This is a genomic window from Streptomyces sp. NPDC102259 (assembly GCF_044766465.1).
GTDB lineage: Bacteria > Actinomycetota > Actinomycetes > Streptomycetales > Streptomycetaceae > Streptomyces.
In genome coordinates this window covers 69282-84436 of the sequence record NZ_JBIWMA010000008.1, presented here as the reverse complement: position 1 = coordinate 84436, position 15155 = coordinate 69282, and the positions used below count along the sequence as shown (strand labels likewise).

13 protein-coding genes are annotated in these 15155 nt (G+C 72.7%); 4 read left to right on the top strand and 9 right to left on the bottom strand.

Features of this window, described 5'->3' with window-relative positions; genetic code table 11:
* Positions 1–15: 15 nt before the first annotated feature.
* From ACIRPU_RS20180 to ACIRPU_RS20155, 6 genes are all read right to left on the bottom strand, one after another.
* Positions 16–639, bottom strand: coding sequence for a flavin reductase family protein (locus ACIRPU_RS20180; protein WP_403869494.1), 624 nt, complete (start codon positions 637–639; stop codon positions 16–18).
* A 61-nt stretch (positions 640–700) separates the two neighbouring features.
* Positions 701–1489 carry an enoyl-CoA hydratase/isomerase family protein gene (locus ACIRPU_RS20175; protein WP_403868942.1) on the bottom strand — a complete coding sequence of 263 codons (789 nt, stop codon included), beginning with the start codon at positions 1487–1489 and terminating at the stop codon, positions 701–703.
* Positions 1486–3711, bottom strand: coding sequence for an acetate--CoA ligase family protein (locus tag ACIRPU_RS20170; protein WP_403868939.1), 2226 nt, complete (start codon positions 3709–3711; stop codon positions 1486–1488). The genes ACIRPU_RS20175 and ACIRPU_RS20170 overlap by 4 nt, the downstream gene beginning before the upstream one ends.
* A gap of 136 nt (positions 3712–3847) precedes the next feature.
* Entirely contained in the window at positions 3848–5323 is a 1476-nt protein-coding gene (locus ACIRPU_RS20165) for an FAD-dependent oxidoreductase (protein ID WP_355706868.1), read from the bottom strand.
* Positions 5324–5617: 294 nt separating this feature from the next.
* Complete coding sequence (locus ACIRPU_RS20160) at positions 5618–6808, bottom strand: flavin-containing monooxygenase (RefSeq protein WP_403868936.1); 1191 nt, start codon at positions 6806–6808, stop codon at positions 5618–5620.
* Between the two features lie 381 nt (positions 6809–7189).
* Entirely contained in the window at positions 7190–8851 is a 1662-nt protein-coding gene (locus ACIRPU_RS20155; RefSeq protein ID WP_403868933.1) for a subtype B tannase, read from the bottom strand.
* Between the two features lie 322 nt (positions 8852–9173).
* Here ACIRPU_RS20155 and ACIRPU_RS20150 point away from each other — a divergent pair, with 322 nt between their 5' ends.
* Entirely contained in the window at positions 9174–9569 is a 396-nt protein-coding gene (locus ACIRPU_RS20150) for a Zn-ribbon domain-containing OB-fold protein (RefSeq protein WP_403869492.1), read from the top strand.
* A gap of 25 nt (positions 9570–9594) precedes the next feature.
* A complete protein-coding gene (locus ACIRPU_RS20145; protein ID WP_403868930.1) occupies positions 9595–10203 on the top strand; it encodes a GNAT family N-acetyltransferase in 609 nt (202 codons plus the stop codon).
* A 79-nt stretch (positions 10204–10282) separates the two neighbouring features.
* Here ACIRPU_RS20145 and ACIRPU_RS20140 read toward each other — a convergent pair whose 3' ends face one another.
* The 3 genes from ACIRPU_RS20140 to ACIRPU_RS20130 all read right to left on the bottom strand — a co-directional run bounded on the left by ACIRPU_RS20140 (position 10283) and on the right by ACIRPU_RS20130 (position 13314).
* Complete coding sequence (locus ACIRPU_RS20140; protein WP_403868927.1) at positions 10283–10948, bottom strand: pyridoxal 5'-phosphate synthase; 666 nt, start codon at positions 10946–10948, stop codon at positions 10283–10285.
* A gap of 17 nt (positions 10949–10965) precedes the next feature.
* The gene (locus ACIRPU_RS20135) at positions 10966–11982 is read right to left on the bottom strand and encodes an expansin EXLX1 family cellulose-binding protein (RefSeq protein ID WP_403868924.1); all 1017 of its coding nucleotides are present in this window, start codon (positions 11980–11982) and stop codon (positions 10966–10968) included.
* A gap of 132 nt (positions 11983–12114) precedes the next feature.
* Entirely contained in the window at positions 12115–13314 is a 1200-nt protein-coding gene (locus ACIRPU_RS20130; RefSeq protein ID WP_403868921.1) for a thiolase C-terminal domain-containing protein, read from the bottom strand.
* Positions 13315–13427: 113 nt separating this feature from the next.
* On the opposite strand from ACIRPU_RS20130, the gene ACIRPU_RS20125 reads away from it, so the two are divergent.
* Both ACIRPU_RS20125 and ACIRPU_RS20120 read left to right on the top strand, forming a co-directional pair.
* Positions 13428–14681 carry an acyl-CoA dehydrogenase family protein gene (locus tag ACIRPU_RS20125; protein WP_403869489.1) on the top strand — a complete coding sequence of 418 codons (1254 nt, stop codon included), beginning with the start codon at positions 13428–13430 and terminating at the stop codon, positions 14679–14681.
* Positions 14678–15151 carry a nitroreductase family deazaflavin-dependent oxidoreductase gene (locus ACIRPU_RS20120; RefSeq protein ID WP_403868918.1) on the top strand — a complete coding sequence of 158 codons (474 nt, stop codon included), beginning with the start codon at positions 14678–14680 and terminating at the stop codon, positions 15149–15151. The genes ACIRPU_RS20125 and ACIRPU_RS20120 overlap by 4 nt, the downstream gene beginning before the upstream one ends.
* Positions 15152–15155 lie beyond the last annotated feature (4 nt).

The following is a 15155-nucleotide window of genomic DNA, read 5'->3' as shown; positions in this document are numbered from 1 at the left end:
CGGGCGGGCCGACGTTCAGAGGAAGCGGCCCCGGTGGAACAGCAGGGGCGGTTCGTCCGCGCACTCGCCCGCCCCCAGGGCGTTCACCCGGCCCACGACGACGAGGTGGTCGCCGCCCGTGTGGACGGCGTGGACCGTGCAGTCGATCCAGGCGAGCGTGCCGGTGAGGCGGGGCGCCCCCGACACCGGGGTCGCGTCGTGGGCGACACCCGCGAACTTGTCGGTGCCGCTCGCCGCGAAGGCGCGGCACAGACCGGCCTGGCCGGCGCTCAGCACGTTGACGCAGAAGACGCCCGCGCGGGCGATGCGCGGCCAGGTCGTGGACGTACGGCCGACCATGAAGGCGACCAGGGGCGGATCGAGGGAGAGGGAGGAGAAGGACTGGCAGGCGAAGCCGGCGGGGCCCGCGCCCGCACCCTCGCCCTCGCCCCTGTCTCCGTCCCCGCCCTCGACGGCCGGTGCGGTCACGACCGTCACGCCCGACGCGAAGCTCCCCAGCACCCGCCGGAACTCGCCCTGGTCCACCGGTGCGCGTTCGTCCTCGCGGACACAGCGCAGTTCCGGGCGAGGCAGTGCCTCGACCGGGTGGTCCGCCCTGAGGTAACGGACGGCCGCGGCCGCCATGCCCACATGTCCCATCATGTGTTCCATTGAAACTGACGGCATGTCAGATAGGAAGGGTCGCGGCGGCCGGGACCCGTCACCGGCCCCGGAACCTCGGCTCGCGGCGTTCCACGAAGCTCGTCACGCCCTCCCGCGCGTCCGCCGTCGTCATGTTGATCTCCTGCGCGGCGGCCTCGGCGGCGAAGGCGGCGGCCCGGTCGGCGTCCAGGGAACCGTTGACCAGTTGCTTGGTGAGCGCCAGGGCGCGGGTGGGACCGGCGGCCAGGCGGGCCGCCCACTCACGGGCCGTCTTGTCCAGCTCGCCGTCCGGGACCACCCGGTTGACCAGCCCGAGACGTTCGGCGTCCGGCGCGGTGAGCGCGTCGCCGAAGAACATCAGCTCCTTGGCCCGCCGGGGTCCGATCAGACGGGGGAGGAGATAGGCGCCGCCGCCGTCCGGGACCAGGCCCCGGCGGACGAACACCTCGATGAACCTCGCCGATTCCGCGGCCAGCACCAGGTCGCAGGCGAACGCGAGGTGCGCGCCCAGGCCGGCCGCCGTGCCGTTCACCGCGGCGATCACCGGCTTCTCGCAGTCGAGGACGGCGCAGATCAGGCGCTGGGCGCCGAGCCGGAGGGTCCGGCTCACATCGCCGGCCACACGCTCGCCGCCCGGGGCGCCACCCCGCAGATCCGCCCCCGAGCAGAAGCCGCGGCCGGTGCCGGTGAGGACCACCGCCCGGACGTCCGGATCGGCCGACGCCTGCGCGAGGAGGTCGATCAGGTGGTCCCGCATGTCGGGGGTGAGGGCGTTGAGGGTCTCGGGGCGGTCGAGGGCGAGGTGGGTGACCTGTCGGTCGGTCGTCTGCGACGAGGTGATGCTCACCGGCACACCGCCAGTGCGTCCAGCGCCACCGCGCCCTGCCCCCAGGGCAGGACCACCAGGGGGTTGATGTCGAGCTCGGCGAGGTCGTCGCCCAGCTCCAGGGCCATCCGCTGCACGCGCAGGATCACCTCGACGAGCGCGTCCAGATCGGCCGGAGGTCGGCCCCGTACGCCGTCCAGCAGCGCTCTCCCGCGCAGTTCGGCCAGCATGTCGCGGGCCTGGTCCTCGCCGAACGGCGGCACGCGCACGGCGGCGTCGTGCAGGACCTCCACCAGGACCCCGCCGAGGCCCACCGTCACCGTCGGGCCGAACAGGTCGTCGTGGGTCACGCCGACCACCATCTCCACCCCCCGCTCGACCATCTGGCACACCAGGACGCCGTCCAGCGAGACCCCTTCGTAGCGGGCGATGTCGGTCAACTCGCGGTAGGCGTCCCGGACCTGGCTGGCCGAGGTGAGACCGACCTTCACCAGACCCAGCTCGGTCTTGTGGGCGATCTGCGCACCGGACGCCTTCATCACCACCGGGTAGCCGACCAGCCCGGCCGCCCGCACCGAAGCCGCGGCGCTGGTCACCAGTTGCTCGCGCGGGACCCGGATGCCGTACGCCCGCAGCAGTTGCTTCGCGCCGTGCTCGCTCAGCTGCTGCCCCGGCCGCATCAGCAGCTGCGCCTTGCGGAAGGACGGCGACTGGACGCGCGGCGCCTGGTCGAAGGGGGAGTGGTAGTCGCTCACGAAGCGGTGGTGCTCGAGGTGGGCGCGGACGGCCGAGATGCAGTTGGCGAGGGTGCGGAAGGTCGCCACCCGGGACGAGCCCAGCAGGACTTCGCGGTAGGCCGCTTCGGTGCCCACCGGCGAGCCCCAGACCACGCACACCAGCTTGTCCGTCCGTTCCGCCGCGTCGACCAGGTCCTGGACCAGGCGGTCGCTGAGCGGGGGGAACGGGCCGGTGATCGGGCAGATCAGGACGCCGACGGCCGGGTCGTCGAGGATCGAGTCGATGATCTTCCGGCCGCGGTGGTCGCCCACCGGATGGCCGCCGTTGTCGACCGGGTTGGCCACGTTCAGGTACCCGGGGATCCACTGGTGCAGCTCGGCCTGTCTGTCCGCCGACAGGGTCGGCAGGGTGAGGCCCGCCGCCGTCGCCAGGTCGGCCGCGTGGGCGCCGGTGCCGCCCGAGATCGAGTAGACGACGACCCCGTCGGCCTGCGGCGGCCGGGCGCGGGCCAACAGGGCTGCGGTGTCCTGGAGTTCGTCGAGACCGTCCACCCGGATCACGCCGTACTGGCGCATCGCCGCGTCGACGACCTCGTCCGCGCCGGTCAGCTTGCCGGTGTGGGAGGCGGCGGTGCGGGCGCCGGTCTCGGTACGGCCGACCTTGACCGCGACGACCGGCACCCCGCGCCGGGCGGCCCGGTCGGCGGCGAGGAGGAAGGACCGGCCGTCCTTCAGCCCCTCCACGTAGCAGGCGATCGCGCCGACCTCGGGGCGCTCGGCGAAGTAGGAGAGGAAGTCGGCGGTCTCCAGGTCGGCCTCGTTGCCGGTCGGCGCCCAGTGGGAGAGGCGGATGCCGAGTTCCTGGAGGGCGAAGACCGGGCGGCCCTGGTGGCCGGACTGGGTGATCAGCGCGATCGACGGGCCGGGGAGATCGTCGCGGAACCGCTCGAAGGCGTTGAGGTTGGTGTTGGGGCCGAGGAGGCGGATGCCCGAGCGGGCCACCGCCGCCGCGAGGCGGGCCTGCGCGGCCGCGCCCTCCTCGCCCGTCTCCGCGAAGCCGGAGGCGAAGACGACGGCGAACTTCACCTTCGTCTCGGCGAGTTGCTCGATGACGGGCAGCGGGTCGGCGACCAGCAGCACGGCCAGATCGACCTGTTCGGGCAGGTCGACCACGGACGGCGAGCAGGGCAGGCCGAAGACGCTCCCGCGGGTGGGGTGCACGGGATGCAGCCGTGCCCCCACCCGCTCGGCCCAGCCCACCAGTTGCCGGGTGACACCGGTGTTCGGGCGTCCTTCGGCGTCCGAGGCGCCGATGACCGCGACCGACTCCGGCCGGAAGAACCGGTCCAGATCGGGGACGTCCGCATACAGCGGACGGCCGCTGACGTCGAGGTCGTCCGCCTCGGCCGGCCGGCCGTGGACGGCGGGCCCCGGATGCTCGCCGCACGCGATGACCCGGGCCCGGCGGGAGTCGGTGGTGAGGGTGCCGTGGGTTGATCCAAGCATCGGTCCGCCCGCTCCTGTGTGACTGCCATGAGTGACCGTCAAGTAACTGACACTCTGTCAGGTTACATACCTGACGGAGTGTCAGGAATGGTCGTGCACACAGAAAGGAGCGGGCGGCGGCGGACGCGGGCGGCGACTACAGCACCGCCAGCACCTCCTTAGCCACCCGTTCGCCCGACCGCACGGCTCCGTCCATGAAGCCCATCCAGTGGACGGAGGTCTCCGTCCCGGCCCAGTGGATCCCGCCGACCGGCGCGCGCAGGGCCGGGCCGTACTGCGTCAGGACGCCCGGTGCGGCGATCGAGACGGGGCCGCCGCGGGTGTAGGCCTCGTTGTTCCAGCGTTGCAGGACGAACGAGGAAGGGGAGGCGGCTTTCTCGCCGAAGTACGTCACGTAGTCCTTGAGCACGGCCGCCCTGACCTCCGCCTCGCTCGCCGCGTCCAGCTTCCGGGCCTCGTCGGCCTCGATGAAGCCCATCAGCGCGCCGTACGAGGCGTCGGGCGGCGAGTTGTCGAAGGTGGAGCTGATCACCCCGGTGTCGCTGACGACCTGGCCGTTGAGGCCGTCGGCCCGCCAGAAGGGGGTGTCGTAGATCGCGATGGCCTTGCCGACCGAAGCCATCGGCAGCCGCTGGGTGAGCTGGTCGCGGGCGGCGGGCAGCAGTGGGTCGTACTGGATGCGGGCGGCGAGCGGCGGGGGCACGGCGACGACGACCCGCTTGGCGGTGACGGTGACGCCGTCGGCGGTGACGACGTACTTGCCGCCGGACCGGACGATCGTGCGCACCGGGGCGTTCAGCACCACCCGGTCGCCGAGGGTGGCGGCGAGCTTGACCGGCACCAGTTGCGAGCCGCCGACGAAGCGCAGTTCCTGGGCGCCGTTCGCGGTCTCGGTGAGGCGTTCCAGGGTGCCGGGGGTCGATTCGTTGCCGGCGGCCGCGATGTAGAAGAGGACGAAGAGGAGCGAGAGTTCGCGCGGCTCGGCCGAGAAGATCGAGGTGCAGGCCACGTCGAGGAGGAACTTCGCCGACGGGACGACCGCGTTGGCGTTCAGCCAGCTCTCGAAGGTCTGCTTGTCCCACTCGGCGGCCTTGGCGGCGGTCCAGGGCGCGTCGACCGGCACCTGCTTGGCCATGTCGTCCAGCGAGGCCTGCACGATCGCGGCGTTGGCGAGGCCCGCGACGTCGACGGGCGGGACCGAGCCGAGGAGGCCGTCGGTGGCGTACGGGGTCTTCTTGCCGTCCTTGTAGAGGAGGTTCTTGCCGGTGTTGTAGGTGGCGAAGGTGGCCACGCCCAGGGAGTCGGCGAGCGCCTTGACGCGGTCCTGGGTGGGGCCGATGAACTCGCCGCCGCCCTCGGTGACTCCCCCGTTGGCCAGCGGCAGGTTGACCACCCTGCCGCCCACCCGGTCACGGGCCTCCAGGACGGCGACCGTCCGGCCGGCGGCCACGAGGTCGCGGGCCGCGGTGAGGCCGGCGAGGCCGGCGCCGACGATCGCGACGTCCACGTCCCGGGTGGCGGCCGCGGCGGCCGTACCGGCGGCGGTCGCGGTCAGGGCGGTGGCGCCGGCGGCCACGGCGGCGGTGCGGCCGAGCAGGGAACGGCGGGACATGCCGCCGTCGTCGGAACGGCGGGAGTGCTGTCTTTCACTTGCCACGTGCGTCCTCCGTCGAGCTTCGAGAGCGAGCGGGGGTGGAACCAGAAAGATGAACAGGGCTCACATTCTGGCTCCGTGAGAGGGCACGGGACAACGTTCTCGTCACATCTGACACAGGTGTAACGGGCAGCGAGGTGTGGTGAGTTGGCCGCCGCAGCCGACGGGGTGAGGGGGCGGCGGCCGGAGCCGGCTGCCGGGGTTGGCCGGGGCCGGCTGCCGAAGCCGGCCGGGGCGGGCTGCCGGGGCCGGCTACCGGAGGTGGCGGCGTACGGCCTTCGCGATCTTCTCCGCGTCGATCGCCAGCTCGCGAAGCGTGCCGCTGATGGGGGTGGTGAAGCCGGTGAAGTACAGGCCGGGGGTGTCCTTCGGGGCGTGGGCGCCATGGCCGACGGGTCTGCCGCGGTCGTCGAGCACGCCGAGGTGACCGACCAGCTCCTCCAGGCCGCGGACGTACCCGGTGGCGGCGACGACCACGTCCGGGGTGATCCGGGCGCCGTCGGCGAGGACGATCCCGCCGCCCTCCTCGAAGCCCGTCACGGCGGCCACGACCTCCACGCTGCCCTTGCGCACGGCGTCGATCAGGCCGACGTCCTGCACCGGGATGGCGCCTTCCCTGACGCGGGAGTAGAGGCCGCTGTCGGGTCGGGGCAGCCCGTGCGCCGCGAGGTCCGGCACGCTGAGCTTCGCCATCGGCCGCGCGAGCCGGTCCACGAGGCGGACCGGCAGCCGCCGGACGAGCACGGCCGTGTACTGCGCGGCCCAGCCGGCCGTCGAGCGGCGCACGATGTGCGGGGCGGTGCGCACGGACAGCCGCACCCGGGCCGCACCGCTCTCCACCAGGTCGACGGCGATCTCGGCGCCGGTGTTGCCGACGCCGACGACGAGGACGTCCCGGCCGGCGTACTCCTTGCCGCTGCGGTAGGCGGCGGCGTGCGTCAGTTCGCCCGTGAACGCCTCACGGCCGGGCCAGTCCGGCAGGTGCGGGGTGTGGTTGTAGCCGGTGGAGACGACCACCGCCGAGCCGACGAGCTCGCGTCCGCCGGTGGCGTGCAGCAGCCAGCCGGTGCCGTCGGGGGTGCGCTCGACGCGGGAGACCTCGACGCCCGTGACGATCTCCAGCTCATGGACCTCGGCGTACTTCTCCAGGTACCGCACCATGTCGTCGCGTGCCACCCACCGGCCGAACCGGCGCGGCATCGCCAGCCCGGGCAGCGCCGAAAGGCGCCGGGTGGTGTGCAGATGCAGCCGGTCGTAATGGCGCCGCCAGGACGCGCCCACCCCGTCGGACTTCTCCACGACGACGGCCCGTATGCCCTGGGCACGCAGCGCGTACGCGGTGGCGAGGCCGCCGGGACCGCCGCCGATGACGTAGACGGGCCGGTCGGCCGGGTTCGCGGTGGTGATCGCCTGGGGGGTCGGACGCGGTGCGGAGTCTTCCATGAGCGCGAGCGTAATCACGCGTGCGGTTGATGGGTCTCGGTCAAGACCGGAATTGGTTGCGGATCGATCACGTGTGGGGGAAGTGCGGGTAGGACCGGTGACGTAGGCCACTCGGTTGTGCGCGACAAGGTTGAGGTGGTGGCGAATCCGGGTGGGGCCGGGCGGTGCCGAACCGGTGGGGCCGACGCTGCGGGACCGGTGGGGAAAAGGTGCGACGCCTGGCCCAGGTGCGCTCGGGCCAGGCGTCGCGTGCGACGGCGTCGGTGACTTATGACGGGAAACGGACGCCGGCGCGGGCGGGGGCGTTCGTGACTTATGACGGGAAACGCACGCCCTCCGCGTTCAGGATGCCCACCGGACGGACCGGGAGGCGCGGAACCACTACTTCTCGACCTTGGCGCCGGCCTTCGCCTTGTGCCCCGTCACCTTGGCGATCCAGGCGATGAAATCACCCGGGTCGGTGTTGGCGCCGTGGCCCTCGTCCCAGTAGTAGAGGTGGTCGACGTCGTCGCCGAGACCGTTCGCCGCGGCGGCGATGTTGGCGGAGACCGTCAGCGAGGTGTCGGAGTCCTTCGTGCCCAGGCGGATCCACCAGTGCTTGCTGCGGCCCTCGTTGGGCTTGTCGGCCAGGAAGTACATCGGGTTCATCAGCCGCAGCATCTCGGGGACGTCGCTGTCGAGTCGCTTGGCGGTGAGCCCGGTGGTGTCATTCTTCAGGCTGTACGCCGTGAAGTGACGTGAGATGACCGTGCCCTTTCCGAACTCATTGTTCTCGCCCGCCGACAGGTCGAAGGCGTCGAAGGCCGGGGTGTTCTTCTTGCGGGCGCCGACGTGGGTGAGGAAGTCCGCCCAGGAGAAGGTGGCCTTGCCGTTCTTCCAGGTGATGAAGGTGTTGGCGGCGAGATACGTCGCGCGGGCGGAGTCGGAGAGGGCCGTGAGGTAGGCGGTGGCCGACGGCTCCAGGTACTGCTCGACCAGGTACTCGTCGTAGTTGCGGGCGTTCAGCGTGCCGAAGCCGTTCAGGCCCCGCAGCTTCAGTCCGGCCTGGTACTCGGCGAACTGCGACCGGAGCGTCTTCGACACCGTCTGGTCGACCTGCTCGCCGGTGCTGAGCGCGTTGGCGCCCCAGTTCCACTCGTAGGAGCCGTCGGCGTGCTCCAGGTCGGTGATCGGGCACCAGGCGCCGGTCGCGAAGATCGCGTCGGAGGCGTCGGCCGCGCCGAGCTCCTTGAGGTACTCGGCGTAGAGCGGGCTGTCGCCGGACGCGCCGAGCAGCGAGGAGAGCGCGCCGCCCGCGCTGGTGCCGGCGGACACGATCCGGTCGGTGTCACCGGGGATGACGCCCTTGTTGGCCCGCACGTACCGCACGGCGGCCTTGAGGTCGACGATCGCGGCGGGAGCCACGCCGTAGTACTCGCCGGCGGAGTTCTTGAGCGTACGGCCGCGGGCGCCGGGCTCGACGACGACGTATCCGGCGGCCAGCGCCAGGAGCTGGTTGACGGCCAGCGCACCGCCGGTGGCGTTGGTGTTGCCGTTGGCCCCGGGGGCCGTGGCGGAGGCGGAAGCCGAGGCGGAGGCCGAGGTCGAGGGTGCTCCGCCGGGTGCGCCGCCGCCCATCCCGCCGCCCATGCCGCCGGCGCCGATCCCGGTGGCGTCCGCCACGGAGGACGGCATGTAGCCGCCGACGGAGTTCGCGAACAGGATCGGCGCGTCGCTCGCGTCGACCGCCGTGCCGTCGATCTCGACCGGCACGCTGACGTTCAGCGACTGGTAGGCGGCGTCCACCGGCTTGGCGACGTAGGTGATCGCCTTCCAGAAGTGGTACGTCACGGAGTGCTCGTCGCCGGCGGTGTCCGTGACGGTCGTCGTGAGCTTGGTGTAGGCGTCCGGGTCGAAGGACAGGGAGCCGGTGTCCGAGGACGAGGATGTCGAGGTGCCGTTGGACGCCTGCGCGCTCAGGGCGATGCCGCCCACTGCCGCGACACCCGCGGTGGCGCCGAGCCCCAAGACGACCGACCTGCGCTTGACTGCCCTGTGCTTCACGATGCTGCCTCTCGATGAACCGGGTGGTGACTGCGTGCTCTCCGGGCTTGCGGTGGTGAACGTAATTCGGAGCCAACAAAATCGTCAACAATCTGCGGGACATTCACGGGCGACGCACAGTTTCATGGCGGACGCACAGGGATCTCTCATGGCGGCCCGAGGAAGGGCGTGCGGGGTGTCACGGGGAACGCCACGAGGAGGGCGGTGAGGAGTGTCACGAGGAGTGCGGAGTGCCGGGGGAAGTGCCGTGGGCGGGGCGGAGTGCCGGGGGTGTGCGGTCTTCCCGGATCCGACGGTCTGACGTACCGTCAGAACCATGGAGATGGGCAACCGTTTCGACGTCCCCGAGGTCGACGCCTTCACCCGCGCGTACTGGGACGCGGCCGCCGGGGGTCGGCTGCTGATCCGGCGCTGCGGGGCCTGCGCACGGGCCCACCACTACCCCCGCGAGTTCTGCCCGCACTGCTGGAGCGAGGACGTGACCTGGGAGGACGCGAGCGGCCGGGCCACCCTCTACACCTGGTCCGTCGTCCACCGCAACGACCTGCCGCCCTTCGGCGGGCGGACCCCGTACGTCGCGGCGGTGGTCGACCTGGCGGAGGGGCCGCGGATGTCCACGGAGATCGTGGGGGAGGGTGCGGGGCCGGAGCTGCGGGCGGGGCTGGAGCTGACGGTCGCGTTCCGGGACGGGGTGCCGGTGTTCCGGCCCGCGCCGTGAAAGACCGGCGGTGTTCAATGGCCGGATGACCGACATACGCGCGCCGCACCCGGCCCCCGCCGCCACCGGTCTCCACGGCCACGGCCTGACCCTGCGGCCCTGGGACCCGGAGTCCGCCACCGACGTGGAGGCCTGGCTGCGCGGGCACTTGGACCCGGAGTTCGTGCGCTGGAACACCCCGCTGCGGACGATCGTCGACACGGCCGGCGCCCGGGCCTCCCTGGAGGCCAAGAGCGCGGACGTGGCCGCCGGACGCGCCGTGACGTTCTGTGTCACGGACGCGGCGGACGGCACGATCCTCGGGCAGATCGCCGTCAACATGATCGACCACGTGCTGAGCTTCGCCAGAGTCGGCTACTGGGTCCTGCCGGAGGCGCGCGGCCGGCACGTCGCCACCCGTTCCCTGCTGCTCGCGGCCCGGTGGACGTTCACCGAGACAGGCCTGCACCGGCTGGAGCTGGGCCACGCGCTCGGTCACGACGCCTCCTGCCGGATCGCCGAACGCTGCGGCTTCCGGTGCGAGGGGACCCTGCGCGGCGCGATGTGGGAATCAGGCCGCCGGGACGCCTTCCGCGACGTCCACCTGCACGGCCGACTGGCCACGGACCCGGAGCCGGAGGGGCTGCGGCGGTGACGTCATTCGGAGGCGGTCTCCGGTGTCCGGGCGTGACCATGTGGGCGGCGCGCGGCCCGGGCCGACTGGCCTCACGGCCTCACGGCCACAGTTGTTCTTTGGTCCATGACCGGTCTGTTCGGCGGTAGCGGAGGCGGGCGTGGCGGCGGGTGCTGTCTCCCTGGAAGAACTCGACCTCGTCCGGGCGCAGTCGGTAGAGGGTCCAGGTCGGGGACTTGGCCGTCGGGTTCTCCTGGGCGTGTTGCCAGGCGGCCCGCGATGCCTTCGCCAGGTCTTCCGGTGAGGTCAGGACCTCGCTCTGGCGGCCGGTCAGCGCGGCGGCCAGGGCGCCCGTCGAGCGGGCGTGCAGGTCGGCCTGGGCCTCCTCGGAGGGGGCGGAGGTGACCGGGCCGCGTACTCGGACCTGGCGGCCGAGCACCGGCCAGTAGAAGGTGAGGGCCGCGTAGGGGCGGGCGGCGAGCTGGCGGCCCTTGCGGCTGGTGGCGTGGGTCGCGAAGGCCCAGCCGTCCGCGTCGGCGCCGTGCAGCATCACGATGCGGGCGTCGGGCAGACCCTCCTCGTCCGAGGTCGACAGCGTCATCGTGTGCGGCTCCCGCTCACCCGCCGTCACCGCCTCGGCGAACCAGTTCGTGAAGAGAGGCAGCGGCTCGGCGGGCGCGGACTCCGGGGTGAACGGCGGCAGCGCGGTCACCTCCGGGTCCCACACCCGCAGCGACCTCAGCAGCTCATGAAGATCCTTGGCCATGCAGCGAGAGTATGCGGTCAGTGCCGGGCGAACTGGACCCGCGTCGACTGCACCACGTTCGCCCGGACGGCGAGTCCCTCGACCGTCAGCTGCTCGCCGTAGATGTCGGTGAGCCGGATCGCGGCGCCGCAGCCGGTGCCCTGCTCGGAGAGGAAGTAGTTGTAGTCGGTGCGCGCCAGCCGGGTCCAGCCGGCGCCGGTGCGGACCTCCAGTCGGGCCAGCGGGTTGCGGTGGCCGATCGCCTGGATGCCGCACCAGTACTGGGTGGAACCGGTCTTGTAGCGGATCGAGATCGTGTCGGACGTGGCGGGGCTCAGCAGGCTCCAGGTGATCGGGATCCGGCCCGCCGAGAGGTCGGCCAGCTTGGCGAAGGCCTGTCGGCTGAGGTCGAGTTGGCCGGCCTCGCAGGGCGCCGGGCACTCGTTGGTGATCCGGACCGTGATCGACGCTCCGCTTCCGGCCCGGACGAGGACGTACGCGCCGCACGCCTTGGACGTCTCGTAGTCGGCGGTGTTCATCGCCGCCGTCATGACGTCGGAGGTCGGTCCGTAGGAACAGGCGCCGTTGCCGTCGCCGATGTCGTAGGAGGTGGCGACGCCCCGGTAGGCGGTCCCGGGCGCGATCCGCCCCGCCAGCGGCGCCGCGCCGGACGCGGTCCGGGCGGCGGGCGCGGCCGAGGACCCGCTCGACGAGCCGGACGCGCCGGACTTGCCGGACTTTCCGGTCGGGGTGGCCCCGGCTGTGGCCTTCGTGCCGGCCGTCGCGCTCGGGGACGCCGTCGACGGTGTCGGCTTCGGCGTCGGTGACACGGCGGTCCGGGTCGCCTTCGGCGAACCGCTCGCCTGGGCGCCGGCCGCGGGCTCGACCGCACGCGCCCCGCCGTCGGATCCGCCGTCGGGACGGAAGGCCACGACCAGGGAGACGACGAGGGCGACGGCCGCCACGGCGACCAGCGTGACGACGGGGACGCGGCCCGTGCGCCGCTCGGCGCGGGATCGCTCGGGGCGGGATCGGCGGTGCGAGGGGGATGCCACGGATGAATCCTTACGCGGTTCGGCGGAGCACGTCCTGGAAAGCGTTCGACTCGTCAGTCGCCGCCGGTCCGGGAAAGGTTGCCGCCGGTCCCCGAAAGGTTCCGGTCCACCGCGGGAAGTCGGACCGGCGCCTCAGTCCCGGCCCAGCACCACCGTTCCCGAGGAGCAGAACCAGCCCCCGGTCCCGGAGGCGACCCCGAGCCGGGGCAACTCCCCGTCCGGCCGCCGTACCTGTCGCTCGCCGCCCTCGCCGCGCAGTTGCCGTACCGCCTCCACCAGCAGGAACAGCCCCCGCATGCCCGGATGCTGGGCCGAGAGGCCGCCCCCGTCGGTGTTCACCGGCAGAGCGCCGGACAGGGTCAGCCGCCCCTTCTCCACGAACGCGCCGCCCTCGCCCTTCGCGCAGAAGCCGAGGTCTTCGAGGGTCACCAGCGTCATGTAGGTGAACGCGTCGTAGATCTCGGCGAAGTCCATCTCGCTCGGACGCAGCCCCGCCCGCTCGAACGCCAGCCGGCCGCTCACCGCCGCCGGGGAGACCGTGAAGTCGTCCCACTCGGACATCGAGGCGTGCGAGACGTGCTCCCCCGTCCCGAGGATCCACACCGGGGCCGTGCGGCAGTCGCGTACGTACTCCTCGGCCGCCAGGAGCACCGCCGCGCCGCCGTCGGAGCGCAGACAGCAGTGCAGTTTCGTGAAGGGGTCCGCGATCATCGGGCCGGACAGGACGTCGTCCACCGTCACCGGCTCGCGGAACATCGCGTCGGGGTTCAGGGCAGCGTTCGCCCTGGCCTGGACCGCCACCTCCGCCAACTGCTCGATCGTCGTGCCGTACTGGAGCATGTGGCGGCGGGCGGCCATCGCGTACTTGGCGATCAGGGTGTGGCCGTAGGGGACCTCGAACTGGAGCGGACCGCGGCCGCCGAAGGCGAAGGTGCCGGTGCGGCGGCCCGCCTTCACGTCCGCGCGGGCCGTCGAGCCGTACGCCAGCAGGACCGCGTTCGCGTGACCGGCGGCGATGGCGTCGGCCGCGTGCGCCGCCATGACCTCCCAGGTCGAACCGCCGACGGAGGTGGAGTCGACCCAGGTGGGTCGCAGGCCGAGATAGTCCGCCACCTCGACGGGGGCCAGCGTGCCGAGCCCGGCGGACGCGAAGCCGTCCACCCGGGGCCGGTCGAGCCCCGAGTCCGCCAGCGCCCGCCGGGCCGCCTGGGCGTGCAGGGCGTAGGGGGTGACGTCGTCCACTCGCCCGCAGTCGGAGAGGGCGACGCCGACCACGGCCACTTTCCGGGTCCCGGATGCGGACGTGGATGCGGATGCGGATGCGGGTGACATAAATCTGACGGTACATCAGATATCGGCAGTCATGACAGGTGCCGTCTCTCTGGGCATTCCCGTCCCCCCGCCCTAATATGACGCACCGTCAGATCAGGATGAGAGGGGTGGCCATGGACCCCGGCTTCACCGCCGAACAGGACGGGATCCGCCGCACGTTGCGCGAACTGCTCCACAAACGCTGCGGCCCCGAAGAACTGCGCGCCGCTCTGGACACCCCCCGCGGCCACGATCCCGCGCTCTGGACCGCCCTCGCCGAGCAGCTCGGGCTGCCCGGCCTCGCACTCCCCGAGACGTACGGCGGTGTCGGCTGCCCGGTGACCGACCTCGCCCTCGCCGCCGAGGAGACCGGCCGGGCGCTCGCCCCCACCCCGCTCCTCGCGACCTCGGTCCTCGCCGCGCCGCTGATCCTCGCCCTCGGCACCGACGCCCAGCGCGCCGACCTGCTGCCCCCGATCTCCGACGGCACCCTGACCGCCGCCCTCGCCGTGCCCGCACCCGCCCTGGCCACCGCCCTCGCCCTCACCGGCCCCCGGGGCGGCGACTGGTCCGGCGGCGGGCGCGCGGGCGGGATCCAGGCCCGGCGGGTCCAGGGCGTCTGGCGGCTGTACGGGGAGGCCGCGCAGGTGCTCGACGGGCACAGCGCCGGGGCGCTGGTGGCCGCCGCGCACACCGGCGGGTTCGTACGGTCGCGCACCCTGCTGTTCGTCGTGGCGGGGGACGCCGTCGGGCTCGTCCGCACCCGGCAGACGGCCCTGGACGCGACCCGCCCGCAGGCCAGGGTCCAACTTCGCGACGTACGAGCCGACTTGCTCGGGAGCGAGGAAAAGGAGGCGGCGGCGGCCGTACCGCAGGCCCTCACCCACGCCGGTGACTTCGCGGCCGCCTTCCTCGCCTGCGAGGCCGTCGGGGCGGCCGACCGCGCACTGGAGCGGACCGTCGAGTACCTCGGCCGACGGGAACAGTTCGGGCGGGCGATCGGCTCCTTCCAGGCGGTCCAGCACCGACTGGCCGATGTGTACGTACAGGTCCAGGCGGCCCGGTCCGCCGCGTACTACGCCGCCTGGGCGACGGGCGGCCAGGGCGGCCAGGGCGGCCAGGGCGGCCCAGCCGACCGCGGGGGTATCGACAGGCACCGTGAGCGGGTCGGTGGGCTTGCGCTCGCCCAGGCGCTGGAGGCCCTGCGCCGCGCGGCCGCCGAGGGCATTCAGGTGCACGGTGGCATCGGCTTCACCTGGGAGCACGAGGCGCATCTGTTCTTCAAGCGGGCGGCCGGCGACGAGCTGCTGTTCGGGCCCGTGCACCGGCTGCGCGCGCACGCGGCCGAGGAGGCCCGGCTCTTCGAGCGGACGGAGGTGTCGGTGTGATCGGCGTCCGGGTGGTGCAGAAGATCTCCTCGACGCGGACCTTCGCGAAGGTGGCGCCGCATGTCATCCCCGCCCTCGACCGGGCCGTCCACCGTCTCACCAGGGGAAAGGTGCTGCTCAGCGCCCAGATGCTGCCCGGGGTGATCCTGACGTCCACCGGGGCGAGAAGCGGGCTGCCGCGTCGCGCGCCGCTTGCCTGCATGCCCGAGGAGGGCGGCGGGAGCTGGATCCTGATCGGCTCCAACTTCGGCCGCACCGGGCACCCCGCCTGGACCGGCAACCTGCTCGCCCACCCGGACGCCGAGATCAACTGGAAGGGCACGGACATCCCGGTGACGGCCGTGCTGCTGACGGGGGAGGAGCGGGCGGCCGTCTGGAAGGCGCTGCTGACGTTCTGGCCGCCGTACGCGACGTACCAGGCACGGGTGGAGCGGGAGATCAGGCTGTTCCGGCTCACCCCCAGGAGCTAGGAAC

Excerpts from the sequence above, each read along its gene's own strand:
- ACIRPU_RS20180 (WP_403869494.1), bottom strand. The coding sequence starts at position 639 with ATGGGACATGTGGGCATGGCGGCCGCGGCCGTCCGTTACCTCAGGGCG.
- ACIRPU_RS20170 (WP_403868939.1), bottom strand. The coding sequence starts at position 3,711 with ATGCTTGGATCAACCCACGGCACCCTCACCACCGACTCCCGCCGGGCC.
- ACIRPU_RS20165 (WP_355706868.1), bottom strand. The coding sequence starts at position 5,323 with ATGTCCCGCCGTTCCCTGCTCGGCCGCACCGCCGCCGTGGCCGCCGGC.
- ACIRPU_RS20160 (WP_403868936.1), bottom strand. The coding sequence starts at position 6,808 with ATGGAAGACTCCGCACCGCGTCCGACCCCCCAGGCGATCACCACCGCG.
- ACIRPU_RS20150 (WP_403869492.1), top strand. The coding sequence starts at position 9,174 with ATGGGCAACCGTTTCGACGTCCCCGAGGTCGACGCCTTCACCCGCGCG.
- ACIRPU_RS20145 (WP_403868930.1), top strand. The coding sequence starts at position 9,595 with ATGACCGACATACGCGCGCCGCACCCGGCCCCCGCCGCCACCGGTCTC.
- ACIRPU_RS20140 (WP_403868927.1), bottom strand. The coding sequence starts at position 10,948 with ATGGCCAAGGATCTTCATGAGCTGCTGAGGTCGCTGCGGGTGTGGGAC.
- ACIRPU_RS20130 (WP_403868921.1), bottom strand. The coding sequence starts at position 13,314 with ATGTCACCCGCATCCGCATCCGCATCCACGTCCGCATCCGGGACCCGG.
- ACIRPU_RS20125 (WP_403869489.1), top strand. The coding sequence starts at position 13,428 with ATGGACCCCGGCTTCACCGCCGAACAGGACGGGATCCGCCGCACGTTG.